The organism is Pusillimonas sp. NJUB218 (assembly GCF_003788685.1).
Lineage (GTDB): Bacteria > Pseudomonadota > Gammaproteobacteria > Burkholderiales > Burkholderiaceae_B > Neopusillimonas.
This window is the reverse complement of record NZ_NQMK01000010.1, coordinates 145,203-168,981: the sequence shown is the minus strand read 5'-3', so window position 1 is coordinate 168,981 and position 23,779 is coordinate 145,203. Positions and strand designations below refer to the sequence as shown.

Annotated in this window: 26 protein-coding genes; 6 read left to right on the top strand and 20 right to left on the bottom strand. The window is 54.4% G+C overall.

Going from position 1 to position 23,779, the window contains the following annotated elements:
- Positions 1-62 precede the first annotated feature (62 nt).
- The gene (locus CHR62_RS13415; protein WP_123661263.1) at positions 63-617 is read right to left on the bottom strand and encodes a c-type cytochrome; all 555 of its coding nucleotides are present in this window, start codon (positions 615-617) and stop codon (positions 63-65) included.
- The gene (soxC, locus tag CHR62_RS13410; protein WP_123661262.1) at positions 601-2,004 is read right to left on the bottom strand and encodes a sulfite dehydrogenase; all 1,404 of its coding nucleotides are present in this window, start codon (positions 2,002-2,004) and stop codon (positions 601-603) included. Before soxC ends, CHR62_RS13415 begins: the two co-directional genes overlap by 17 nt.
- 200 nt (positions 2,005-2,204) lie before the next feature.
- Here soxC and CHR62_RS13405 point away from each other — a divergent pair, with 200 nt between their 5' ends.
- Together CHR62_RS13405 and CHR62_RS13400 are read left to right on the top strand one after the other, a co-directional pair.
- Entirely contained in the window at positions 2,205-2,591 is a 387-nt protein-coding gene (locus CHR62_RS13405; RefSeq protein WP_093970321.1) for a hypothetical protein, read from the top strand.
- Entirely contained in the window at positions 2,584-3,078 is a 495-nt protein-coding gene (locus CHR62_RS13400) for a flagellar protein FlhE (RefSeq protein ID WP_123661261.1), read from the top strand. The genes CHR62_RS13405 and CHR62_RS13400 overlap by 8 nt, the downstream gene beginning before the upstream one ends.
- Positions 3,079-3,124: 46 nt before the next feature.
- On the opposite strand, the gene CHR62_RS13395 is transcribed toward CHR62_RS13400, so the two are convergent.
- From CHR62_RS13395 to CHR62_RS13365, 7 genes are all read right to left on the bottom strand, one after another.
- Complete coding sequence (locus CHR62_RS13395; RefSeq protein ID WP_199722951.1) at positions 3,125-4,123, bottom strand: OmpA family protein; 999 nt, start codon at positions 4,121-4,123, stop codon at positions 3,125-3,127.
- Positions 4,123-4,977, bottom strand: a complete 855-nt coding sequence (locus CHR62_RS13390; protein WP_093970319.1) for a motility protein A — start codon at positions 4,975-4,977, stop codon at positions 4,123-4,125. Before CHR62_RS13390 ends, CHR62_RS13395 begins: the two co-directional genes overlap by 1 nt.
- Positions 4,978-5,032: 55 nt before the next feature.
- Complete coding sequence (locus tag CHR62_RS13385; protein ID WP_123661260.1) at positions 5,033-6,799, bottom strand: Na/Pi cotransporter family protein; 1,767 nt, start codon at positions 6,797-6,799, stop codon at positions 5,033-5,035.
- 99 nt (positions 6,800-6,898) lie between these two features.
- Entirely contained in the window at positions 6,899-7,195 is a 297-nt protein-coding gene (locus tag CHR62_RS13380) for a HigA family addiction module antitoxin (RefSeq protein ID WP_173862517.1), read from the bottom strand.
- 176 nt (positions 7,196-7,371) lie between these two features.
- Positions 7,372-7,596, bottom strand: a complete 225-nt coding sequence (locus CHR62_RS13375; protein ID WP_093970317.1) for a hypothetical protein — start codon at positions 7,594-7,596, stop codon at positions 7,372-7,374.
- A gap of 299 nt (positions 7,597-7,895) precedes the next feature.
- Positions 7,896-8,174 (bottom strand): helix-turn-helix transcriptional regulator, encoded by a 279-nt coding sequence (locus CHR62_RS13370; protein WP_123661259.1) that lies wholly within the window; start codon positions 8,172-8,174, stop codon positions 7,896-7,898.
- The gene (locus CHR62_RS13365) at positions 8,167-8,496 is read right to left on the bottom strand and encodes a type II toxin-antitoxin system RelE/ParE family toxin (protein ID WP_123661258.1); all 330 of its coding nucleotides are present in this window, start codon (positions 8,494-8,496) and stop codon (positions 8,167-8,169) included. The genes CHR62_RS13370 and CHR62_RS13365 overlap by 8 nt, the downstream gene beginning before the upstream one ends.
- Before the next feature lie 416 nt (positions 8,497-8,912).
- Between CHR62_RS13365 and CHR62_RS13360 the strand changes: the two genes are divergently transcribed.
- The 3 genes from CHR62_RS13360 (at position 8,913) to CHR62_RS13350 (ending at position 11,709) form a co-directional block, all read left to right on the top strand.
- The gene (locus tag CHR62_RS13360) at positions 8,913-10,592 is read left to right on the top strand and encodes a flagellin (RefSeq protein ID WP_123661257.1); all 1,680 of its coding nucleotides are present in this window, start codon (positions 8,913-8,915) and stop codon (positions 10,590-10,592) included.
- A 281-nt stretch (positions 10,593-10,873) separates the two neighbouring features.
- Positions 10,874-11,434 (top strand): hypothetical protein, encoded by a 561-nt coding sequence (locus tag CHR62_RS13355; protein ID WP_123661256.1) that lies wholly within the window; start codon positions 10,874-10,876, stop codon positions 11,432-11,434.
- A 26-nt stretch (positions 11,435-11,460) separates the two neighbouring features.
- Positions 11,461-11,709 (top strand): hypothetical protein, encoded by a 249-nt coding sequence (locus tag CHR62_RS13350; RefSeq protein WP_123661255.1) that lies wholly within the window; start codon positions 11,461-11,463, stop codon positions 11,707-11,709.
- Positions 11,710-11,814: 105 nt separating this feature from the next.
- Here the strand turns inward: CHR62_RS13350 and CHR62_RS13345 are convergent, their stop codons facing one another.
- The 3 genes from CHR62_RS13345 to CHR62_RS13335 all read right to left on the bottom strand — a co-directional run bounded on the left by CHR62_RS13345 (position 11,815) and on the right by CHR62_RS13335 (position 15,210).
- Positions 11,815-13,422, bottom strand: a complete 1,608-nt coding sequence (locus CHR62_RS13345) for a methyltransferase regulatory domain-containing protein (RefSeq protein WP_123661254.1) — start codon at positions 13,420-13,422, stop codon at positions 11,815-11,817.
- Between the two features lie 219 nt (positions 13,423-13,641).
- On the bottom strand, positions 13,642-14,883 hold the full coding sequence (locus CHR62_RS13340; RefSeq protein WP_123661253.1) for an ImmA/IrrE family metallo-endopeptidase: 1,242 nt from the start codon (positions 14,881-14,883) through the stop codon (positions 13,642-13,644).
- Between the two features lie 42 nt (positions 14,884-14,925).
- Positions 14,926-15,210 (bottom strand): type II toxin-antitoxin system HigB family toxin, encoded by a 285-nt coding sequence (locus tag CHR62_RS13335; RefSeq protein ID WP_123661252.1) that lies wholly within the window; start codon positions 15,208-15,210, stop codon positions 14,926-14,928.
- A gap of 135 nt (positions 15,211-15,345) precedes the next feature.
- On the opposite strand from CHR62_RS13335, the gene CHR62_RS13330 reads away from it, so the two are divergent.
- The gene (locus CHR62_RS13330; protein WP_123661251.1) at positions 15,346-15,696 is read left to right on the top strand and encodes a hypothetical protein; all 351 of its coding nucleotides are present in this window, start codon (positions 15,346-15,348) and stop codon (positions 15,694-15,696) included.
- Between the two features lie 69 nt (positions 15,697-15,765).
- Here CHR62_RS13330 and CHR62_RS13325 read toward each other — a convergent pair whose 3' ends face one another.
- From CHR62_RS13325 to CHR62_RS13290, 8 genes are all read right to left on the bottom strand, one after another.
- Positions 15,766-16,056, bottom strand: a complete 291-nt coding sequence (locus CHR62_RS13325) for a hypothetical protein (protein ID WP_123661250.1) — start codon at positions 16,054-16,056, stop codon at positions 15,766-15,768.
- Positions 16,057-16,378: 322 nt separating this feature from the next.
- Entirely contained in the window at positions 16,379-16,576 is a 198-nt protein-coding gene (locus CHR62_RS13320; protein WP_123661249.1) for a hypothetical protein, read from the bottom strand.
- The gene (locus CHR62_RS16010; protein WP_199722950.1) at positions 16,573-16,827 is read right to left on the bottom strand and encodes a hypothetical protein; all 255 of its coding nucleotides are present in this window, start codon (positions 16,825-16,827) and stop codon (positions 16,573-16,575) included. The genes CHR62_RS13320 and CHR62_RS16010 overlap by 4 nt, the downstream gene beginning before the upstream one ends.
- 777 nt (positions 16,828-17,604) lie before the next feature.
- Positions 17,605-19,641, bottom strand: coding sequence for a hypothetical protein (locus CHR62_RS13310; protein ID WP_123661248.1), 2,037 nt, complete (start codon positions 19,639-19,641; stop codon positions 17,605-17,607).
- A 183-nt stretch (positions 19,642-19,824) separates the two neighbouring features.
- Entirely contained in the window at positions 19,825-20,154 is a 330-nt protein-coding gene (locus CHR62_RS13305) for a hypothetical protein (protein WP_123661247.1), read from the bottom strand.
- Positions 20,155-20,839: 685 nt separating this feature from the next.
- Positions 20,840-21,853, bottom strand: a complete 1,014-nt coding sequence (locus tag CHR62_RS13300) for a reverse transcriptase family protein (protein WP_123661246.1) — start codon at positions 21,851-21,853, stop codon at positions 20,840-20,842.
- 27 nt (positions 21,854-21,880) lie between these two features.
- Positions 21,881-22,171, bottom strand: coding sequence for a helix-turn-helix transcriptional regulator (locus CHR62_RS13295; RefSeq protein WP_123661245.1), 291 nt, complete (start codon positions 22,169-22,171; stop codon positions 21,881-21,883).
- 772 nt (positions 22,172-22,943) lie between these two features.
- Complete coding sequence (locus tag CHR62_RS13290; protein ID WP_123661244.1) at positions 22,944-23,666, bottom strand: TIR domain-containing protein; 723 nt, start codon at positions 23,664-23,666, stop codon at positions 22,944-22,946.
- Positions 23,667-23,779 lie beyond the last annotated feature (113 nt).

Here is a 23,779-nt window from a genome sequence, read left to right as displayed (position 1 = left end):
CATAGTGCCATGGTTCATCGGCCCATCACAAGCCCGTTCGCCGCCCATTTGCAAGGGTGTTGTTAACGCCCCGCAGGTTTGAAGCCGTTTTTGTTGGGCATGTCGACCTTGGCCAAGTTGTTTTGGTTCAGTTCGGCGTTGGCATCGACAATATTGGCCTTGTGCAAAATGTAGGCCGATACCGCGTAGACGTCGTCGTTGCTTAAACTGCCCGGTTGGGTAAAGGGCATTGACCGTTTGATATAGTCGAACAGGGTAGTGGCGTAGGGCCAGTAGCTTTCGACGGTTTTAACGGGCGCTTTGGTGGGGTCGTTATTGACCAGGGTGCCGCGCCCCCCGGTCAGACGGTCGCCAATCCCGCCCTCAAGGTTCGCGCCGTGACAGGCCAGGCAGTGCTGGGTGTACACCTTTTCGCCTTGCATGACGGTACCCGACCCTTTGGGCAAGCCACGCCCGTCGTGCAGCGGCGAGACAAACTGCGAGAGCTCTTCGGGGGTAGCCGTGTGGCCAAAGCCAAACTTCTTGCCGTGATTGTCGGCCATGGCGCCACCGGCAAGGCCAAGTGCCAGCGCGATGCCGCCGACCCCACCCAGTACATATTTAGTAGTGATGGACATTTGACACCTCCCCCGTAGCGGCGACTTTCCAGCTCTGGATGCCGTTCAGATGGTAAATGGACGCCAGCGGCCCGTTGGTGCCGCGCTGGGCAACCAGGTCTTTGATGGTGGGTTGTACGTAGCCGGTTTCGTCGGTGCAGCGGCTTTGCAAAATGGCTTCTTTACCGTCCCATTCCCAGGGGATGGAAAAGCGCGTGTGACACATGGGCAAAATAGGCCCGTGCAGTTTGGCCTCGCGCCAGGTCTTGCCGCCATCAACCGAGACCTCGACTTTTTTGACCAGGCCTTTGCCCGACCACGCCAGGCCTGTGATTTCGTAGAACCCCGGGCGTTGAAGCAGCATTTCGCCGGAAGGGTAGGTGATGACCGATTTGGCCTCCATGACAAACGAGAATTGCAGCGCACTGCCATCGGGCATCAGGTCGGTGTATTTTGAGGTCTCTTCACGCGTCATGAACGGGGTGTCGGATATTTCGATACGCCGTAGCCATTTGATGCACATATTGCCCTCGTAGCCAGGAACAACCAGCCGCAACGGGTAGCCTTGCTCCGGGCGTATGGCTTCGCCATTCTGGCCGTAGGCCAGGAAGCAGTCGGCCATGGCCTTTTCAAGCGGGATACTGCGTGTCATGACGGCGGCATCGCCGCCTTCGGCCAGCAGCCACTTGGCACCAGACTTGACGCCGACTTCGTTAAGCAAGGTCGACAGCGGAACTCCGGTCCATTCGGACGTGGACGTCAGCCCGTGAGTGCCCTGAACCGTTTTGAGTGTGGGCTTGATCCACTCGGTCAGGCCATTGCCGGAGCATTCAAGAAAGCAGATGCGCGACATAAACGGGAAGCGCCGGATGTCTTGCATGTTGAATTTCTTGGCCTCGTCGACCATGCCGTGGACATACAGCATGTGTTTGGTGGGGTCGATGGTGGCGATACCGCCGTGGTGCCTTTCGTAGTGCAGGCCCGAGGGGGTGATGATGCCCTGACTCTTTTCAAGCGGCGTCATGCTCCAGGAGGATTCGGTAGTTTTGGTACCGAAGCGCCAGCGCACTTCGGTTTCAAACTGCGACCGGAAGCCATAGCCGCCATCGTCTACGCCAACGCCCACGCCTTGCGCTTTGGTCGGGTCGGGAAAGACGGTGCGTTCGATGGCGCCGGGGGGAGCCTTGGCCTGGGCTGCCCCTGTTTTGGCCAGCGCGGCTGCGCCCAGCGCGGCAACACTGCCCAATAAAAAACGCCGTCGCTGTCGGGCTGGGTCGGCGTCGCCATGGTAATAGGGAGATTCGGGGTTGCGTCTTTCGTTCTCAAGAAAGAGCGCTTCTTGAGTTTGTAGCTTCTGATGCAAGGCTGTGGTGCCCGCAGGAAGCTCGGGTAAAGGTCTTGTTTTCATATGTGCACTCCGTTTGCTGGTATTGCAAGGTGTTGCGATCACTGAAAAACCACCGCTATTGCTGTTTACAATAGGGCTCAGGTATTTACACCCTGACGGCCAGCATAGGCCTACGGTACCCGGGCGTCAACGGTCAAACGGGTAGGTTAGCCGTAACAATCGCAAAACCCGTCGCAAACGCAAACCTTTAGGAAGCTTCAATGACTGTAGATTTCACGAACCCCGGCAACACTTTGCAGCCCGGTAACGGCAGTAACCCTGAAAAGGTTGCGTCACTTAAAACGATCACCACGGTCATTTATGCGTTGCAGGCACTGTCTTTTTTTGTGGGCATTACCAGTCTGGTAGCCATCATCATTAATTACGTCAAGCTGTCCGACACCAAGGGCACCTGGCTCGAGTCGCACTTCAGGTGGCAAATTCGTACGTTCTGGTATGGCATTTTGTGGTGTGTCGTGGGCTTTTTGCTCACGTTTGTGCTTGTCGGGTACTTGGTGTTGGCCGGCGTGGTTGTCTGGTTTATTTACCGCATTGTTAAGGGCTGGTTGCGCCTGGCCGACAATAAGCCGATGTATACCGATGCCTGATGGTCATGACGTAGGCTCGCGGCGTATTTTTGCCGCGTGGCTGACTGGGTTTATGCTTGCCGTGGCGGCAGGCAATGTGACTGCGCAGGGTGATCAGGTCTGGTCGCAAGAAGCCGTGAGCCCGGCCATTAACCAAAAAGGGTTGTCGGTAACGCAAACCTTTTCCGCGCCCCAGCCTGTGCACCCGCAGGCTGTCATTACGTCGGTTCGGGTGCAGCGCCAAACGCGTACGTTAGGGCAACTGGGCAGTGTGCTGTGTACAGCGCCGGGCGCTGGCCGTTGCGTCGTACTGTTTGGCAGCCATACCTCAACCCAGGCCTTTAACGGCTTGCCGGCTAATCAGACGTTTTACTTAACGCACACCCTGGTGGGTCATGGGCCGCAAACGCCTCCGGCATTTGTCAGGTCGGAGTTGAGCGTTTGGTATTCGGTCGGCCCGAGCTTGCAAGGTCAGCACGGAAAATCTGCAACCCCAGACACCCCTTAGCTGCGCAGGCCTGCTGGCCAATTTGTGCAGGCCGCGCAGCCAGTCCTCATTCTTCGACTGTTTCCATCAGCAGCTCAACGCGACGGTTAAGCGCCCGGTTTTCGGGAGTATCGTTGGTGGCCAGGGGCTTGGTGTCGGCATAGCCGATGGCGCGCAACCGCGTGCTGACAATACCGTTGGCCTCGAAGTAGCGCACCACGCTGCCGGCCCGGGCGCTGGACAGCTCCCAGTTTGACGGAAAACGGGCGCTGCGTATCGGAATCGCGTCGGTGTGGCCCTCGATGGTGACCTTGTGAGGGCTCTCTTTAAGCACTTTGATCAGGCGCTGCAAAACGGCCAGGCCGTCTCGGCTGAGCTCGGCTTGGCCGGAACTGAACAAAATTTCACTATTGATACGGAAGCTGACGGATTTTTCGTTGATGACGACATCAATGTCGCTACCCAAATTGCCCAGGTTCAGGCCTTGAAGTGGGTCGGGGCGAGTGCCGTCGTCGGCCGAGGGTTGCAGTGGTAGGGGGCTTGAGCCGCCGGCTTGCGTGACGGGCGCTTTACCCGCTGTCGATGCCGCGATGTCTGGCGCTGGCGTGCTGCGTTCACGCGCAAAAATGCCCAAGTTGCCCGGCATGATGCCTTCGCGGACATTAACGCCTTCACCCTTGCCGGCCAGCATAAGCATGACCAGCATGAACACCAGCAATAGGGTGATGGTGTCCAGGTAAGTGATCAACCAGCTGTCTGTTTCTTCTTCAGACTGTGGTTCAAAGTACCATTTGTCGAAGCGCTGGGGGTTGGCGACGGCAGGTGCCGTTTGTGCTGCTTGTGCGGCCGCCATGGCGCCGGCCGTTGCCGGGGCGCGTAAGTTTGGCGACAGGCCTGCCCTGGGGCCATAAGGCGAAGCACCGGTAGACATGTATGAGCCGGGCTCGGCGGTGGGCGGACCGTTGGCTACGCCGTAAGACCCTGCCGCCTGCTGGCGCTGAAACTCGCGTCGCCGCAGTTTTGCGATTTCTTCCAGGGTAAGGTTGCTGGTGCTGCGCGGCGGCATTACGACCCCGCCTGGCTTACCGGCTGGTTGTCTTCAGCCTTGTCGGCGGCTTTGTTGTGCTCGCCGAACAGACGACGGCTTTCGTCATCGTTCAGTTCGTCGTCGTACTCGGCCATGAAGGTATTCAGCGTTTCGCGCATGAAGGCAGGTCGACGTTTCTGGCTCATCATGGATATGCCCTGCATGACCATGTTCATCAGCGCTACGCGCTGTTCGGTGCGGCGCTCGAGCTTGACGGCGACGGGCTTGAAAATCAGGTTGGCAAGCAAAATGCCATAGAAGGTTGTCATGAGCGCCAGCGACATTTGCTGGCCGATAGACGCCATGTCGCCGTCGCCAATCATGAACATGAGGTTGACCAGGCCGATGAGCGTGCCGATCATGCCGAAGGCCGGGGCAAAGGCCGCCATGGTACGAAACAATTGCGCTTCGGCGTGTTCTTTTGCGCGCAGGCGCGAGATGCGCCAGTGCATGAGCTTGATGATGTCTTCTTCAGGCGTATGGTCAATAATAAGTTGAACGCCGGTTTTCAGGAACGGGTTATGGACTTTTTCCAGGGCCTGTTCTACTTGGCGGATATTGCCGGACATCCATAGTTTGGAGATAGCGACCAGTTCTTCGATGTCGTCTTGGGTGTATAGGCGTTCGTTGCGCATGACGGTGCCGATCAGACCGAAGATGCGAACGACTTCGCGCAGCGGGTAACTGATGAACGTAGCGGCCAGCGTACCAATAAGCACAACGCCCAGGCCGGGCAGGTCGATGAACAGGCTCGGGTCGTCGGCCGAGAAGAACAACACGACCCCCAGCAACAGAATGCTGGCGACGATGCCGATAAGGGTAGACGGATTCATGCGCGGCTTTTAAATAAATGTACTTACCGGGTTAACGACGGTTGCGCGGCAGAGTTTAACGTTGCGGTGTTTCAGTTTTGGGTGGGGCCTCGCCGCTTTCGGGCGAAAGGGGCGGCGCGTCGTTGTTGTTTGCAGTGGGCTCGGACGCCGGTTGTTGTTCGTCTGCCGCGGGTTCAGCGCTTGCATGGTCTTGCATCTCGGCGGCTTGACGCTCTTCAATAACCGGTTCGGCAACCGGATGCCCGTTGACCCGGCTTTCGGTCAGGTAGTGGCACACGCGCCATATATGGTGTCCGCTGCGCTCAAGCCAGCGGATGGCGTCGGTGGTGTGCAGCAACTGGGCCGCAGCGGTATGGTTGCGCCCATTACCTTGAAGGATGTCGTGCCGCAACTGACGCGACAGGCCTTCCAGGGTGCCCGCCTCACGGCCGATTTCTTCGATGGTGTCTTGGGTGGCTTCGCGCTGCGTGCTGGCAAGGGCCAGTTCCAGCATGCGCAGGTTGTGGTTAAGCGCCCACTGGTAGTCGGGGCCGGCAAAGTCAATAGGTTGCGTGGTCAGCTCGAACAGGCGCTGTCGAAAGCGGATGAGATGGTCGGCCGCATGCAATTGCGCAATGCGTTGCCCTGCCAGTTTGTCTTGGTCGCTTTCAAGGGGCACACGGCTGATGAAGTCGTAAGCCCGGTCAAGCGCAACCCGTGTGTGATCGAGCAGTGTGACGTCGATGGCTGTACCGGGCTGTTTGCAGGCGTCTTCGTACGATGAAAACAGGAGGGTTGCGATTTTTTCCAGCGCGCGCTGCGACGCTTCTAATGCAACTTCGGGAACCCCCAGGGTACTGTTGTCGAGGTTGCCGGCAATCTCTTCTTCTTTTTCGGGCAGCAGGCGTTCTACAAACTTGGCGAAGCGCGTGGTAAACGGCATGAACAGAACGACGCCCAGGCTAATGAACAGGGTGTGGAACATGACCAGGCCGATGGTGCCGGGTTCAATCTCGACGTTCTGGCTTAAAAACTTGGTGACGGCAAGCAGGCCTGGGAACAGGATGATGGCGATGATGCCGGCAACTAGGTTGAAGAGGATGTTGGCGACGGCGGTGCGTTTGGCGGCAACAGTGGCACCAATGGTAACCAGGATGCCGGTAACCGTGGTGCCAATAGACGCGCCGATGACCAGCGCGCCGGCTTGTTCGAAGTTGATGGTTTGGGTGTACAGCGCGGTAAGGGTGGTGGCGATGGCGGCTGACGATGACTGCAGGATGATGGTAAGAATAAGGCCGAACAGCATGACGATGACGTGCGCCCAGAAACCGCCGGCGGGTAACGAGGCGAAGTCGACCAATGAAGAAAGCTCGCTCATGCTGTCTTGCAGGGTGGTAAGGCCCAGGAAAAGCATGCCGAAACCCGCCAGGGCGACGCCCAAGTCGCGTATACGGCCGCGGCCCAGCAGTTTAAGCAGCGCGCCGATGCCGATAAGGGGCAGGGTGTAAAAGCCAAATTTGATTTTCAGGCCAATGACGGCGACGATCCAGCCGGTGGCGGTGTTGCCCAGGCTGGTACCGATGACGAAGCCGACGGCCTGGGTAAAGGTGATGAGCCCGGCACTGACAAACCCGATAATGGTGACGGTAGTGGCGCTGGATGATTGAACCAGTGCGGTGGTGAGGGTTCCCGAGAGGAAGGCTTTGAAGGGGGTGCCGGTAAAGCGAATGAGGGCGCTGCGCAGTGCGGGGCCGGCAAACGAGACAAGGCCTTCGGACAACAGCATCATGCCGATAAGAAACAGGCCGATGCCACCGATAAATGGGAACAGGATGTCTGACATTGAGTTTTGGGGTGTGTGGCGTTGTGTTGCGGGTAAGGGGGGAGTTTACCCGGCGGGGGGTGGGTTGTGCTTAACTGCGCCGCAGTGGCGCGTAGTGCTTTAGGCTGCCACCGGTGCAAGCCGGGTAATGTCGAGGTCTTGGCGTTTCGATTTTAGTTGCCACAAGTCGTATTCGGCTTGATGGGCCAGCCAGCTGGCTGCGCTTTTGCCGAATGCCAACTCAAGGCGCACGGCCATTTCGGATGAAATTGCAGCTTTGCCGTTGACGATTTCGGACAATGTTTTGCGCGACACATGTAGGTGTTTGGCTGCCGCAGTGATCGAAAGCCCCATGGGTTCAAGCCATAGATCGTGTAGCAGCTCACCGGGGTGGGGTGGGTTGTGCATTGTGTTCATAGTCGGGTTTGGTAAAACTTTTCCAGGCCCTTGTGCGCAAAAGTTTTAATCATGCGAAGTGTAACCCCTTGGGTGTCAAACAGCAAGGCGCGCGGTGTTGTGCTTTTGGGTGAGCTGATGCTGTTGCGCGGATGTCTTACTTTAGGGCTAAGGCCTGTCGCGGGGTAGTCGCAATATTACTTGGGTGGGGTTGGGTTGTTTTGCTTGAGCATGTCGAGAAGTTCGGCGTGGTAGCGGCGCTGGTCGGCGATGGCGGTGTTCAATATGCTGTGCAACCGCTCGTAGTCGTCGATCATGTGCTCGTTCATGCCGGAGTCTTCGAAGGCGTCGAGCAGTTTTAGGGTGTTGCGGATGACAGTTTGCAGTTCGTCAATGAGCTTGCGGTAATCGGATTCTTGCATGGGGGGGGTATTTGTATTGGTCTGGGGTGATGTTAGCGCATGCCGATGCGGGGTGTGGTACCGGGCGGGCATCGCGCGGCCCCTGCGGGGCTGCCCGGCGTCCGAACCTTGGCCGTGGCGGGCGCGGAACTCGCGAGATCGACCAGCCCCCAGCTGGTCGAAAGCGCTTCGCTCGAACAGCCGCGCCCTTGCACCCACGTCCAAGGCCCGGCCGCCAGCACGCTCAAAGCCCGCTCGGTACCACACCCCGCATCGGCTTGGGCAGTTAGCTCAGCTCAAAGATCCGAGCGGGCTGCGCCTCAAGGCGCCACAAGTTTGATTACCGTGCGAGACCCGGTGGCCTCGGCGTAGCGTGCAAGCGTGCGCAATGAGGGGAGGCTTCGGCCGCTTTCTAGTCTGGCGATTGTTGATTGGGTTGTGCTCATACGCTGCGCGATCTCAGTTTGCGTCAGGCCGGCCCGGACACGCGCAGCGATGAGCTCGCGAGCAATCGCGAACTCGGGGGCCTGGGCATCGTACTCTGCCCTTGTTTGTCGGTTCGAGAGCAGCCGGTTTTTTAATGTGCTTAAGTCAGCCATGATGAAGGCTCTGCAATCGTTTCCGAGCGATGGCCATGTTTTTTTGTGGTGTCTTTTGTGTTTTCTTGATAAACACATGCAGTATGGTGAGTGTTTTTTCGCCGCTTGCCACATATATTGCCCGCGCAATGCCATCTCGACCGGTAATGCGTATTTCCCATAGTTTGTCCTTTAAGTGGCGGATATGATGTAACCCGACGTTATGTGGACCAAATGATTCCAGTAGCTCGCAGATATGAACGAACCGTGCTTGCATGTCGTTGGGAATGCGTAGTAGTTCGGCTTCCGCTGCAGGTAATAAAGTTACATGCCAAGGCGACATTTTATCTTATTTTTGCTATTAAATTGGGCTGTCGACGTGACTTGATTTTATAGATGTCGCTCAACTCGGGGTATTCGCAAATGTACGCGGGATAGAAATAGCCTGCTACGGGGTGCCAGGGTATTAGTTAGCTGGCTGTGCATTACCTGCGGGCACATACGTCATGCCAGTGCAGCATTTGCCGCCACAAAAAAGCCGCGCGCCCCGGTTCGCCCCTGACCCGCCCGGTCACTAAAAACAAAAATTTTTAAGCGCACACCCTAAAGTTCATTTCCCACCCGTCGTTAATGCCTATGAACAGGAAGACTTTAGGGTTGGTTTCAGCTTAATACCGCAACAGCGGCACGCAGTATCAAGCTCTAATCTTCTTGGCAACCGGGCGAATCTCTCGCCAATTACACTACCAGGAGTTACTCATGTCAGTAATCAACACCAACTATCTGTCACTGGTTGCCCAAAACAACCTGCAGAAGTCGCAATCGGCTCTGGGCACAGCCATTGAGCGTCTGTCGTCCGGTCTGCGTATTAACAGCGCTAAAGACGACGCCGCCGGCCAAGCTATTGCCAACCGTATGGGCGCTCAGATCAACGGTCTGAACCAAGCTGCTCGTAACGCAAACGACGGTATCTCTGCCGCTCAAACAACTGAAGGCGCGTTGAACCAGATCAACGACAACCTGCAGCGTATCCGTGTTTTGACTGTTCAGGCTTCGAACGGAACAAACAGCGGCGAAGACTTGACTTCGATTCAGAACGAAATCGGTCAGCGTCTGCAAGAAATCAACCGTATCTCCAGCGAAACTGAGTTCAACGGCGTTAAAGTGTTGGCTTCAGATGAAGAGCTGACAATTCAAGTCGGTGCAAATGATGGTCAAACAATTACCATTAATCTCGCGGAGATTAACGCTCAAACACTGGGTTTGAACGGTTTTAACGTCGACAGTAAAGCCGAGATCGCCAACACGAAAGCTACCAAAGCGGACCTGGACGCTCTGGTTGACGACCTCCCCGCCGAATGGGCCGAGGCAGGCGGTGTATATACCAATACCCGCACCAACGACGCAGTGGATCAAGTCAGTGCATTCTCGCGTTTGGGTGACCAAGATACCGTAGCAGTCAACGATGGTACGGTTACTACTACATACACCTTTGATGCCGATAAAGGATCGTTCACTTACGATCAAACTTTTGACGCTACAAGCAGTACGGATTTGGCTGGCGTAATTGCTGATCTCAAGGATGCTATTGGGGCTGGTGCCAAGACCGATGTGTCATTCAAAGTTGGTGCGAACGGTACGGTGAAAGCCGCCAACGGCGACGCGTTATACAACGACAACGGGGTGTTGACTTCAGCGCCTACCGATCCTGCAGCTACAGAAATCACTGACCTGGACGAATTGTTGGGTTTTGCAGCAGTTACTCAGGATGCAGAGTTGACAGTAGATGGTGTTACCTACACGACTACAACAGCCGATGCCGGTGCAGACGAGGTCGTAATGACCGTAGCAGGCTTGTCGATGAGTTCCGCAGAGTTGCAGTCATTGGTTGCTGATAATACCGGTGGTTCAACGACGGTAAGTTATGGCGCTGCTGGTGGTAGCGTGGTTACAGGCTCTGTAACGTTAGGTGCTGACGGTAAGTCCACAACTCAATATGTTGACGCTAATGGTACCTTCACAACTAACGCTACCTCCACAGTTGATTATAAGATCGATGCCGAGGGCTCAGTAATTGTTGATAGCGGTAACCAAAAAGGCGCAATTGCTTATATTTCGTCAACTGGCGACGTGACTACCGAAGCAACAAGCCAGGGTGACCGAACAGAGAACCCGCTTGACGTGCTTGACACTGCGTTGGCTCAGGTGGACGCGCTGCGTTCAGACCTCGGTGCTATTCAGAACCGTTTCGAATCGGCAATCACCAATCTGCAAACAACATCGAACAACTTGGCAGCCGCTCAGTCGCGTATTCAAGATGCCGACTACTCGGTTGAAGTTGCGAACATGACTCGTGCGCAGATTCTGCAGCAGGCTGGTACTTCGGTTCTGGCTCAGGCTAACCAGATTCCTCAGGGCGTTCTGTCGCTCCTGCGTTAATCTAAGTTGGTTTTGCTGTAAGCAGTATAAAAACGGGGCTTCGGCCCCGTTTTTGCGTTTGTGTGGTGTGTGAGGTTTCAGGTGAGTGCGGTGGGTATGGCCGGTAAAAGCAAACCCACATGTTGCCGACAGCGCTTACCTCCTACGCGCATCCATCACCCTTAAGCACAACGCACCCACGGCTAGTTTCATCACGCGTAAATTTGCGAATACCGCGCTCGGCCCCAAGCCGATAGAGTCAGCATTCCGCAACTGTTGTTGCTGCAGCTTTATGGAATGCCATGACCGACGCGGCAACTAACCCGGATTTTGACGGCATCTGGAAGGATGCACTGACGCGGTGGCAACCCGACTGCGTCGAATTGTTCTGGCCCGACGTACACGCCCAGGTCGACTGGCATGCGGCGCCGGTACTGCTGGACAAAGAGCTGCAGAGCCTGCGTAAAATCAACAAGCGTGGCGTACGGCATGTAGACCACTTTTCTTGCGCTATTTTGCTCGACAGGACCGATGTCGCCGACACCGAAAGCTACCGTGCTGCCGTGGGCAGCAACGAATTGCTGTTTACATTTCCAGTGATTAACCTGGCTAAATGGGCGGCACAGGCCGACGAGTTACACCGCATTGCCCCGGCAAACCCGTTTGCAGTCGTCATCCTGGCGCAACTGGCCTGTCGGGCTACTCAGGCATCAGCCGAATCCCGCTTGGTGAGCAAGCTGGAATTGGCTAAGCTATTGAAATATTGGGGTTATTACGTTGGGCGGCGTATCAACCTGTTGCGCATCATCGATTCCTTGCTGATACTGCCCCAAGTCATGGAAGACGCTTTCATGACATCTTGACCACGCAAATCGAGGAACCGCAAGCCATGACATTCATCAGCAATATCGAGCGCTACTATTTGCAGCGCCATATCGACGAGCGCAAGCAGGGGTGGCTTGACGAAGGTTCAGCTAAGGGCGCTGCCGACGTGCTGCAAACCCTTTTGCAGCAGAAGTTCGGCCGGCTACCGGATTGGGCGTCTGACCGAATCCACCAAGCCAACACCAGCACGTTGCAACGCTGGGCCCTTAACGTTTTGAGCGCTGAAACCTTGCAAGGTGTTTTTGAGCAGTAAGCATTAGTCTTGGCCTGCTCCGGGCGATGTTCGGACGACGGGTGGCCTCGCTGGGGCCACGCAATCGCTTTCCTGGCGCCGCACTCTGTTGCGGCTTTAAAACAATTAGCTTTTTGACAGCCAGACGCCTTGGCGGCGTAGCAGGTCTTTTAGGCGCGATACAAGCAGCAAGGCCTTGGCATCGAGGTTGCGCTGACCTTTCAGCGTTTGACCATTAACATCATTGACCTTGCCCCCCGTCCAGGCGTCGCGCAGGGCGCTGGCCCATTGGTTTTCTGTGCCGCCTTTTTCCATTTGCGTCAGTACAAATAGCTCGGGTTCGTTGAGCGTCGGGTTGATGACGCTGTGCCACAGATTGAAGCGGCCCAGCGGAAGGTCGCTATTGTCTTGGAGCAGGGCAGTCAGTTTGGCAAAGCCGGGGGTCAGGCTGGCCGACGTAGTCGGTTGGTCGTAGGGGCCAGGTTCCAGGCAATAACGCAGCATGCCTAGCTTGAACATGGTTTGCAGTGCTTTGAGCAGCGCGGCAGCCGTATCAGCCTGTGCCGCGGCTTTAATGGCTTCTGCATTGCAAAGATCATCGAATGACAGCGACCGTGGCCAAGCCTCTGACAAGGTACTGATCAAAGCAACGACCACCGTATCTTTGGTGGTGACGTTACGGCCGGCCTGGTTGGTGTAGGCCTGTGCGCCGGCGGGCGTGTTGTCGTTGTTGGCGTTTTGAAAAAAGCCGGCCCAGCGCAGGGCCTGAAGTTGGTCCAGGTTGGGGTCGCTGGCGACATTCTGCGCGTTTTCGGGTGCGGTCAGCAGGCTTTTTCGGAAGTTTCGGCCCACTGCAAAGTCAAGATACTGTTGACGCAGGGCTTTGGGCTGGCCCAGCGCTATCATGCTGTGCGTGAGCTGTACGTTTTGTCCAAAGCTGGCCGACAGCTCGCTTTGCGGTTCGGCATCTCCCACGTAGGCCAAGCCATTTTGGTCGGCTACGTTAACGAACTCGACGAAATAGCAGGGTGTATTGAACGTTTCGAGGTATTCGTGGGTAATGTAGTAGTCTGAAAACCGCCGCAGCTGGTTGACCGCGCCGCGTAGCGAGGGGGCTAGCGGGTTAGAGACCGCCAGGCCGTCAGACAGCAAAGTCAGCATGGCTTTGGCCCGCGACAGTTTGTCTTCGTCGTTATCGGCGCCAAAGCTGTTCAGCATCATGGCGTCGCGTACAATGTCGCCTGCCTTCCAGCCCGGGTAGGTGTTGTAGCTGATGTAAGCCACGCCTTTGGGTGACATGTTTTCTTTGCAGAGGCGCATTATGGCTTGCTGTACATCGTGCGGCACCCAACTGAAAACGCCGTGCGCAATGATGTAGTCAAACTGGCCGAAGTCTTTTGTGATGCCGGTCAGGCTCATGGCGTGCAACGTCAGGTTATTAACGTTTAGCTCGTTAATAACGCGTTGGCCTTGCGTAATTTGTGCCGATGACAGGTCTACGCCGACGACTTGTGCCTCGGGGTAGGCCAGGGCAAACGGCAACAGATTGCCGCCTGAAGCGCAACCTAATTCAAGTACGCGCGCCTTTTCTACCGGGACGGTGTCAACGCCATATAAAAATGCCGATGCACGAATGTGCGCAGGCGATGCGTAGTAAAACGCATTAGACGTGTATTGCGACCGGTCGTAGTGGTCGGCAATTTGCTGGTTGACGTCTTCTGGCGGCATATTCATGGTGCACGGGCTCCGGTGTTAACTATGTGGTTAGCCCGTCAGCGTAGCAAAAACAGGGTGTTGGCAAATTGCCGATTAAGGCCGAAATTCAGGGATGCTGCGGGTTATAGTGGTGCGCGCACTGCTGCGAACTTTTATATGAGGCCTCGTTATAAGTCACTTTGTGATGGGGCTGATCTATGGCGAACTTGGCCGCATTTCTTTAGCGCTCGTCGTTGATTACGCGGTCTGTACAACCCTCTTCAATTGGTCTGCAAAAAGATGTCGAACTTCGCCGGCCATGCTTTTCAAAAGGCGCCAGTTTTTGGTTTCGTGACGCACTCGTCCGGCAACTATCGCCGGATGAACCCTTAGCTTGTTGGCCAAGTCCATGGCATTGCCGACCGTTGGGTTACTGCTTACCGGAGCAGCAGCCCATTCGGCGGCGGGGATCAGGGCTTCTTGGGCGCAGGCATCAGCTTCGTTTTCTTCCTGGCTGGCCCGGGTCTTGTCATCCAGGTTGTCGGCAATAAACAGATGATCGGCGTTCAGGTGCTTTTGCACGTGGACCAGTTCATGGAGCAACGCAAACCAGAAGTTGTCGATGCGGTCATGGCGCAACGTTAACGCAACAACAGGGGTGCCCTCATCGAGCATGGCCGCGCCATCTAGGTAGGTTCTTTTAAAGTGCTCTTCAATCACCAGGATAATCCCGATATCGGCCAGGTACTCGACTGCGAGGCGAGGGCCTTGGTCGAACCGGGAGAGTTTCGCCAGGTCGCGCAACCATTCGGCAGTAATCGACTCAGCCTTGTATTGGGTTTTCAGTGAGTGCTTTTGTTTTCGTGCTTTCTTCAAGACGGCAACACGCCATACCAGCAGTGCATGTTCGTCCATCACTCGCGACCCGCTTTGGTGGAGCGGTGCGCGCAGCAGGGCCGGGCGATGCGTTCCAGACAAAACGTCACACATAAAGTCCCGCATCAGTTCTTCGCCGCGCTCTTTTGCGTGACGAGCCGTGTCAACAATGTCCTGCAGGTAGCCGCGCTCAAGCATCTCTTGCCAGGGGAATTTACTGAAGTCGTACTGCGGAGCTTGGCCTAAATCAATGTCGTCTTTAGAGTCGCCCAGCAAAATTTCTGCCGGAATGCCAAGGTTCTTGTGAATCTTGCGCATCATCGACAAGCTCAGTGGGCGCTTGCGGGCAAGCACTTCAGACACTTTGGGCAGTGACCCAAAGTAGGGGATCAAATCCTTCTTGCTTAGCCCCATTTGGTCCATACGGAAGAGAATGGCTTCGATGGGGTCTGGAGAAACCGGGTCTACCTTGGAGCGTTCGTACGATTCAATCACCAGAGCGAGCAGCTCCAGTTCATTCTCCTTGTTGGAACCGATTTTAATCTCTTCATCCATTAGTGCCGACAGGCGAGCAATGGCATCGTCGTAGTCACGCTGCGTCTTAATTACTCGAATCTGTTTCATTGCCAACTCCTTCTGCAAACGTGCGGCACTGCACACCGATACCTAGAACTTCTTTTTGTCGTACTCGGCATGTGTGCCCACCCATTCAATCAATACGATGCCGTTCTGATATTTCGCCTTGATCAATAAACGGAAAGCGTTGCCTTTGATATTGAAGATCACCTGGTTATCGGTCAAAAAACTGGCGCTAGGATATCTATTCTTCACGTCCTGAGGTCCACTCCATCTAGCCTGCTCGACTTCTGCACGCCAAGCGTCGAGCGGACCGCGGGAATCCGCATGCTTGCGCTTGAATTGGTCTAGCTTCAAGAGGCCGATCAGTTGCATTGCGTATTTTTATGTTCCCATATTGGTTTTAATTATACATTCCCTTTTTGGGAATATCTAATTGTTATCTGCTTTGATTTCTACGGTCTGCAATTGTTGTAGGATGGCGCCAAACATTTGCAAGGGGAATTGAGGGTGTATGAGTCGCGCGTTGAGCAGGTGATTAGCAAGCGCCAGTTTGCAATTCGGATGCTCAAGCATCTGCTTTTGGCGCTTGCTTTCATACTGGTATCGCTGCTGTGCAGCATGCTGGGCTACATGTGGTTCGAGGACGGCGTGCATTGGCATGATGCGGCGCTGAACATGGCGATGATCGCAAGTGGCATAGGGCCGACTATGTTGCCCGCCACCGTGCAGGGCAAGATTTTTCTCGCCCTTTACAGTGCGTACATCAGTGTTGTGTTTGTTGCTGTTTTAGGTCTGGTGATGGCCCCGATCATGCACAGGATACTTCACGTGTTTCATCTTGATGATGACGAGGCCTGAGTACCGGAAATTCAAAATTTGCCTGCAACTAATGAGTAAGGCTTTGCCGGTATGTAAGCGGCTAAGGGGTTAGCGTACTAGCTTGACCTCAAACCAAGCCTCTGTCTCGCCCAGATCTCGTAGGCCATCGTTTCTTGCGCGCGATGCGGCAACCAGCCATTTCTTGGCCATTGCAATATCTTCGTCTGACATTTCGGTCTCGGATGTTTCTTCAGCTGTTTGCCAAGCGCGGTATGCTGCAATAACATTTTCCGGGCCACCCAAAGCGCGTTCAAGCGTTTTCTGAAATCTGTTCTGGGCGTCGTTAAGGGTGCGTTCTGGGATATCTGAAGGTGGGTCTTGAAGGGTAATGGTGTACATGGTTCAGCCTTGCAATTAACTGTTTAAATATACAGTATTTTTAGCATAAAAAAACCCGCACGTGGCGGGTTGATTTTTTGCTTGCGAAGCAAACAAGCTGAATCGAGTTTTACCAGGTGCCCGTCAGTGCCTTAGCGTTATCTGAGCGATATAGCCAGATCGAGTCTCGCCTGCTGATTGGGCTCTTTATCGAGCAGCGCAAGGATGCGACGGGTGGCATAAGTGGGGCGTTGGGTACACAGGAAGGTAAGCGAACCGCTACTCAAGCTATTGAGCCTGATTGACCGCAAAGGGCAAGAGGCGCCGATTTGAACGAGTCATATTAGCGAGGTGTAGAGGCTCCGGGCGCAGATTCATGGGCTTCCGCGTCACCACCGATTTTCACTGGGCGACCGTCTTGCCAGATGACGGCGTACTGCCCAAGTTTTTTCTTTTTATCCAGGCACTTTGTGACTGCAGTCTGTAAAGCATTGAGTATGGCTTGTGTCTCCGGGGAGCGTAACGTCGTTGGGTTGGTCATGACAAAGACTCCTTCAATAGATGATGGTAATGCTGGGCATGTGTAATAGAGCGTACGTCAGCCTGTTGTTCGAACACAAGTTCCGGTGTGGCATCATCGTTCATGAAACATCGACAATAATCAACCTGGGCACTGAATGTATTAAAAAGGTTGTTCAGACTTCGAGCAAAGCGACGTTCAAGGTCTGCGGTTGGAATATTGTGGCCACCATGCGTAACGCGTTCAGCGACGCGCAGTTTGGACATTTCCATGCTAGGAAGCGCTAAATATAGCAGTTCTACTCGCCAGCCGCGCGAGAGGCGATAATCCCGCAGCGATAAGATCGGCGTTAACAAAACGCGCGCACTCGGCTACCTGCGGTAGGTAGTCCAACGCAAAGGTCGTTTTCCCCGCTCCGTTGGGGCCGGCAATAATCCAACACGTAGGCATCTGCCAGACGCTCCTTTTGATTTAACGGCTACGATTCGGCAGTTTAGTGCATCGGCACACTACATGAAACCTGTGAACGGAATAGGCGAATCTGAACTTGCCCGCTGGCTCACAGGGCCACGGGTGATGAAAAGTCTGAAATGAAAACGGGCCGAAAAGATGATGCCCTAGTTCCTGAGCCTGATCTAACGGTGAGCTTGGTCTAGTGCGGTTGGAACGGTGTGATTAACCGTGTCTAGTGAATGCGTATCCCCCGCTAATGGGGTAGAGCCATAAGCTTTAAAAAAAAACACCTAGACCTTTTTATTAGTCTAAGTGCTTGTTTTTATTGGTGGGCCCCCCGAGAGTCGAACTCGGCACCAACGGATTATGAGTCAAAAAAGCCTATCCAGTTTATACAGAACATTAAAATAAATCAATAAGTTAGGCGTCAAGAAACATCAAAAAAAACAACAAACATAACAAAAATTGTCTCATGTTTTGTCTCATGTTTTGTCTCATCTGGTTGTTTTAAAAATGAGTGCGTACACGTTTATTTGGTATGAGAAAGAACAAAGTATGTTTTCTGCTCAGCCCGTCTGTTGGGGCGCGTTAGTTTATTAGCCCATGCGTTGCCTCTGGCGCCGGCTTTGGTTTTTGAGTTTTTGGTGACGTCCGTCGCTTGGGCGTGGGTGCTCTACTGGGGTCGGCTCTGGCGCTGGTCTTGCGCGTTCCTGCGCCTCCTTTTTAAGTTGCTCGAAATACCTTGTCTTAAGGTGGGGGTGATCATACAAAAGGTTGGTTAAGTCCTCCCTTGCTTTGTTGTGCTCAAAGCTTTGTTTGGGTGCGGTTTGGTAAAGCTTTTTAAGCTTGCTGTACTTTTCGTCCAGTCGCTGCGCTTGCTCTTTTTTCATTCTCTCTTTTTCTTCCTCTACCCAGCTTGGTACTGTGGGCGCTGGCGCTGGCTTTAGTTTTGCTGTTAGGCCGATGTCTAAAAGCCTGCGTTTTCCCCCCGCAGGGCGGGGGGTAGGGGGGTGGGGGAAGTTGTTCTTTTGGGTGAGTGCGGCAGCTTGCTGCCGAGGCTGGTTTTGCTCGTCGGTGATGTCTTGCAGTTCTTTTAAAAGGTCGGCCGGCTTCACTTCTTTCTCCTTGACTGTCGCCGCGCTCGCGCGCAATTCCCCCTGGAGTTTAGGGGGTGGAGGTTGGGTCTTTGCTGGGGTTTGGTGCTTTGTGGCTTGCCTTGCCGCCACCTCTTTGGCTTGCTTGACGAGGTTGTTTGCTCGCGCCATCGCCGCCGTCGCACCGGCCGTTAATGCGTCGTCGGGCTTGATGCGGCCTGCGGCTTTGGCTTCCTCGTATTTTTGAACGTCAGCCTTTTTGTGAACGCGCGAGTACGCGGGGGGCTCGTCCCAGCCCATGAGGTCTTGAAGTCTCTTGAGGGACATTCCAACGTTTTTGCCTGCAAATTTTGGGCCACCAGCCAACGCATAGCTCACGCCCTGCGCCTTTGAGCTGCTTTCGCTCTTTGCCCAGGTGATGGTTACGCCGCAATCTCGGGCGAACAGCCGCAACTGCTCGGGGTCGGTGGTGATGCCCTGGGCCTTTGCTCGCTCAAGTATGGCGTTAACCGCTGCTTGTGTTAGCAATTTCGGTGCTGGCACGGTCTTTTCTTTGCTTGTCGCTTGTGCGTTGTGTGATTGGGCATCAGAGCGGGTAAAGTCGCGTGGCGGCGTTTTGCGCCACGGGCTGTTGTTAAGCCCTTCTTTGATGGTTGCGTCCCGCAGCACGCTATCTGCGACAAACTCTACATCGCCTCGTTCGGCGGCTTTTTCAACTTGCCGCTCAAGCGTCAAGTGACCCCATCGCCAACGCTCGGCGGTCTGCAGGTCGCCCGTTTCTTTTGCGACTGCATCAGTAATCACGTTGGCAACGTGCTCGCGCCAGTCGCGTAGTTCGCTATGGTTCGTCGGCTCAAGACCTGCGGCTTTGCGCACTGCTGCGCGCTGCTCAAACATGATTCGCTCGCCCATGATGAAGCCGCCGTCTTCGGTTGGGTGAATGTGGCGCAAGGGGTGGCTAATGTGAAAGTGCCAGTTTTTTTCATCTTTGTCCGGTGCGTGCATGGCGGCAAAGATGGGGACGTCATCGCGTTGCGCGCGTAGGTGGTCGCAAAGGGTTCTGACAATTTCGGCGCGCGCCTCGTTACTCAGGTTCTCCGGTAGGGACCCGGTTAGATGGGCCATTTGCCGCGAGTTAGCCTGGCGGCCGGCGGTGCGCTCCGCTTCGCGGGCGACGGCTAGCAAGTCGAGTGCGGCGGCAGGGATCTTGTCGGGCGCGCTGATGTAGATGAACGCGACGCGCTCGTCGCCTTTTTCGTCAAGCCCAAAGTCATATTTAAGCTTGTCGGTGCACGATTTTGGCGCGCGGTTTTTGCCCGCCCGGTTGCTGTATTTCTGATTGAAATGGTACTGGCTGGCGCTTTTTGGCGCGCGCGGCGCGCGCGGGGTGCGCACTTTTGTGCTTTTGCTCTTTTTGCTGCTGCCCTCTCGGGTCTGTTTGTCCATTAGGCGCGCGGCAGCCTTTGCCGCTTTGCGGCGACGGTTTTCGTCTTGCATTTGCTGTATGCGCTGAATCGCTGCGCGGGCCTTATCGCTCATTCCAAAAACCTATGCAAAACCAAAAGGGGGGACCCGGCCGCGCCAGCGGCTGGGGGCAAAGCCCGAACCGCGAAGCGCGTTCGTTGCGGTCCAGGCGCAGCGCTGGCAAACGTGCACTCGAGAATTCGAGTGCTAAGTGCGCCCTCAGTGACAGACTTCATCTTGGCCGGGAGCCCTTTTGGCTTAACCCACATTTTGGTTTTGCTGTGCTTTTGCATGACCGCTGCAAATCAGCATCAACTCTTTACGAAAGTCGGCAAGCGCCTCTTTATCCTGCTCGCGCAGTTTTGCTGTGTTGAGCGCCTGCAGTAGCTGTTGGGCAAAGCTGGAATTGCTGCGAGCTATGCCCATCGTGAAGCCGCCCAGTACGACTTTGCCGCGCGTATCAAATCGGCGCTGGTCACTCGCCGCTTTACGCAAGGCGTCGCGGGCTTTCTGCATGCGCTCGGCTGGAGTCAAGCGCTTGCGTGTTTTTTCTGTTGCGGCGGGTTGTGTTTGGGTTTGATTTGTCATTGCATTTTTCCTTTAAAGGTTTCGTTTTTTAATGTTGTCACAACCATGAAAAAATGCAAGTAATTGATTTATATAAATAATTGAATTATTTACTTCTATTTTGATATAGAAAATTTCATATGTTTATTGAGGTTGGCAACAGATTAATAAGGCCCTAAATGAATCATTTTTTCGATCTTGATTACTGCGTACCTAGTCATAACATTTACTCATTCGCCCGCGCTTTGGAAGTGCAGACAAACTTTAAAAGGTGTGCAGAGTCATGGCCGATTCAGAACAAGTTTTTCCCGAGGCGCGTGAGCGCGCCGTGCGCATGCTGCAAGAGCATATTGGCGAGTATCCATCGTTCTGGGCGACCATCGAATCGATGGCCCCGAGGATTGACTTTGTGCAGCAGAGCTTAAGCGAGTGTGTGGACACGCATGACGTCGATTCAGGCACGCTTGACGGGGTCACTAAGCGTCACGGTGTAAGCGAAGCTTCAATTTCTTTCGTAAGGCGCACTCCGAGCAGAGTGCAACTACGATCCGCTTCGGATCAGGGTGGCTTCCTGTTTGTGGCCACAATCGGCCAGAAGCGGACGTTCAGACCCGCAGCACAGGCGAAATATCAGATGCCCAGGAAATGCCGAGGATTTGCAGTCTTACAGCGGAATTTTCTGAACGCCTTCAAACGCGTGTTCCTATTAACTCTCGACATGCAACGACTCCGCCATGTGGACCTCGGCCTGCACAGCTCGCAGATCTGCATATGCGCGATTAGCCCATCCCGCAAATCGACTATCCAAGAAAGCGGCCTCGCCGAGCAGGCCCGCCAGCTTTCTTTGCAGCAACAGCCGATACCGCGCGTCTGCGGTCTCATGAGCAGTAATCGCGGAGGCAATTGCTCGAGCCTTTAGGAATCGGGCATGCGGAACTTTTACTTGACTATTCGAGAGAACAACGCCGGTCACATGTTTGACCTGATTGCGTCGGAAGAGACGTGTTTTTTCGGTCGCGAGAGTGTGGCCGCCAGCGGTCACGATTTTTTCGACAAACTTAGATATGCCCGCAGGAAGCATTTCCCCCGAAAATGTCAGATCATCAACGTAACAAGTAAAAACCAATTGGTGACGGCCGGCATAATCGTTCAGCACATCAAACATCGGCCTGTTTGCGTAGAGGGACAAAATCGGACTTAAGGGACTCCCTGTTGGCAAGCCGCTCGACGAGTTCGATTCCTTCACATTCTGCCAGCAGCACAGCTGAGCGAGTAGATCCGCCACGTCAGGCGCGCAACACAATTGTTCCGAAAAAAAATTCCTGACCGCAGAGCGCGACGTCGAAGGATAAAACCGTCTCACGTCAAAAGTTGCAATGCGAGGGCCATTAAGGTGGGCTTCGGCGTTTGTGCGATAGGACCGTCCTTTAACGGCAGCGTGCCCATACTCGGGAGGCCGAATACGAGAAAGCAGCCTCTGGATGCGCTCGTGGACACGGCGCAACTCAGGCTTTGGTTCTTGCACGAGCCGCTCTTTTCGAACCTTACCGGTAAACTCGCATATTTCTTGCGGCAACGTGAAAACGCGGTAGTTTTCCGACCTTCGGACCAAAATCAGCAACCGAGCTTTTGGCACGCCAAGGATTTGAGCTAGTCTCGCCTTAGAGCCAAGCTTGTAGAGCGCGCACTGATTGATGTCATACAGTCCCCGCTTTGCCATAGCCTGATCTTCTACGAATTTTTAGGTTTAGATTTTTTTTTGCTCGACCCACTGCAAAATTGACACCACTTTCCGAGCAACTCGCAGACGCAGTCTATCGGTGACCTTTTCGCTATCTAGCGACTCAGAGAAAAACATCAGTGATGACACGGGGACGTCAAATCTCACGCTGTACTTATTAAGCAACTCCAACGAAGGAGTTTTTTTGCCAGCTTCTATTTCAGACAAATAAGAATTGGAAACACCCAGCTCCGAACATAGCTGGCTTTGCGATAAGTCATGGTATGCACGTATAAGACGTAGGGCTTCGTTAAGCATAACGATCTCCCAAAATGAGTAATAAAGGCGGGGTAAGCCCTTTACGAAAACAAATCTGTGACCAAGCTCCTGAATGCCTCACTCTTTTGCCAGAGTTTTTCAACCCAACCAAATAATATGACGCACCAGTTGACAAACTTAAACGCAGACTTCAGTACCCCTAACAGGCGGCACTCCTTTTTCGCGCTAGGCGAACGCAATTCAGCGGGTAATTTATTTGACATATTTACTCCTAGTTGTGACCCCAAAATTAGGGCCTCTCGCATACAACTTGGACTGTCAAATACGGAGCGAATCGCGTCTTTCCCCCTACCAAATCACCCGTTTTCGGCCTCTCGCCGAAAACGGCTATCCCCTGGCCCGTGCAGTGTCGTCGACAGCCGACAGACGCGGGAATGGACAGAGACCTAAGTCTCCACAGGGCCGAAGCCCTCACAACCGCGAGAAAAAATCTCCGTTTACCGCTGAGTAGAATCATACGACAAATTTCGCTAGTCAGTCAATTTTTTTCGCTGACAGCGAAAATATATAGCTTGGGACCACATTGAACGGGCCTCGAGAACAAGATTAGTTAACCGGCTCGAATGGTCAGCGCGTGCTTGCGCTGCAAAACCGACGCCGGAAAGTCAAAGATGAATGACGGCATTGGGTCGAAAGCCGCCCGTCCGCTCACGACCCAAAGCGGAAGTAGGGAGTTAGGGAGGCCGACCTTCGATAATGCAGCTCAGGGGCGCCGCGCTCCGCGTCGTTCCTCATGAGCATAAAGTTAGACCTATAGTATAGGAGGTCGCGCATCTGCAACAAATTTCAGTTTTGCGTTAGCTACTGGATTGGCAAACGTCACGGTGAAGCCATAGCGTGAGCAATGATCTAGAAGTAAAGAACTAAGCGACTCGCCATCGGCTCCAACAAATCTGAGTGTTGGGCTACAGCGCATGGGGGGTTGGAATACCACCGAGAATCTGTTTTTATCAAGGGGGATAACGTGAGAACTCTCTTCGGTGTGCATGTACGCGCAACCGGGCTCAGGATCAGCAGCAATAACTTTTGACGCTACTTCAAGAATGGCTGCGCACGAAGGGCCAAGCGCAGCTTTGAGATTCCCATCACTACGATGGTGATAGGTCGCCAGTGTGAGTCCAAGTAAATCAGACGGAATGCGAAAGTCTGGCACATCGGAAGGGGCGACCACATAGACACGCTTTCGCCCGAGAATGCCCATAAACAGTCCGAGCTCAAAAAGTACGTTATCGCGGACAGCAACTGATTCACGCCCGCGAATCACAACCTCGTCATCAGGCGAAAACACTAAGATTGCGAAAGCCGTGCGATGAGCCTCCTCGATTAGCGCCTCCATGGTGTATGAGGAAAGGTTAAATATGCCTTGATCCCAAACTGTAACCTCCATTTTTTCGTCCAATGCAGCTTGCAGAGCGTGAGCGTACCGGAGGCCTTCTTTGGATGAACCGATAAATGCGCGGGGTTTCGATTTCATAAGTAGATAGGTCTAATTTTGTTTTCGGGAGAAGATCTGCGCCTTAATTTTGCACCTGCCGCCCAGTCTGTGATTGTCATATCGCACGTAACCATGGCGGCGACGACACAGAC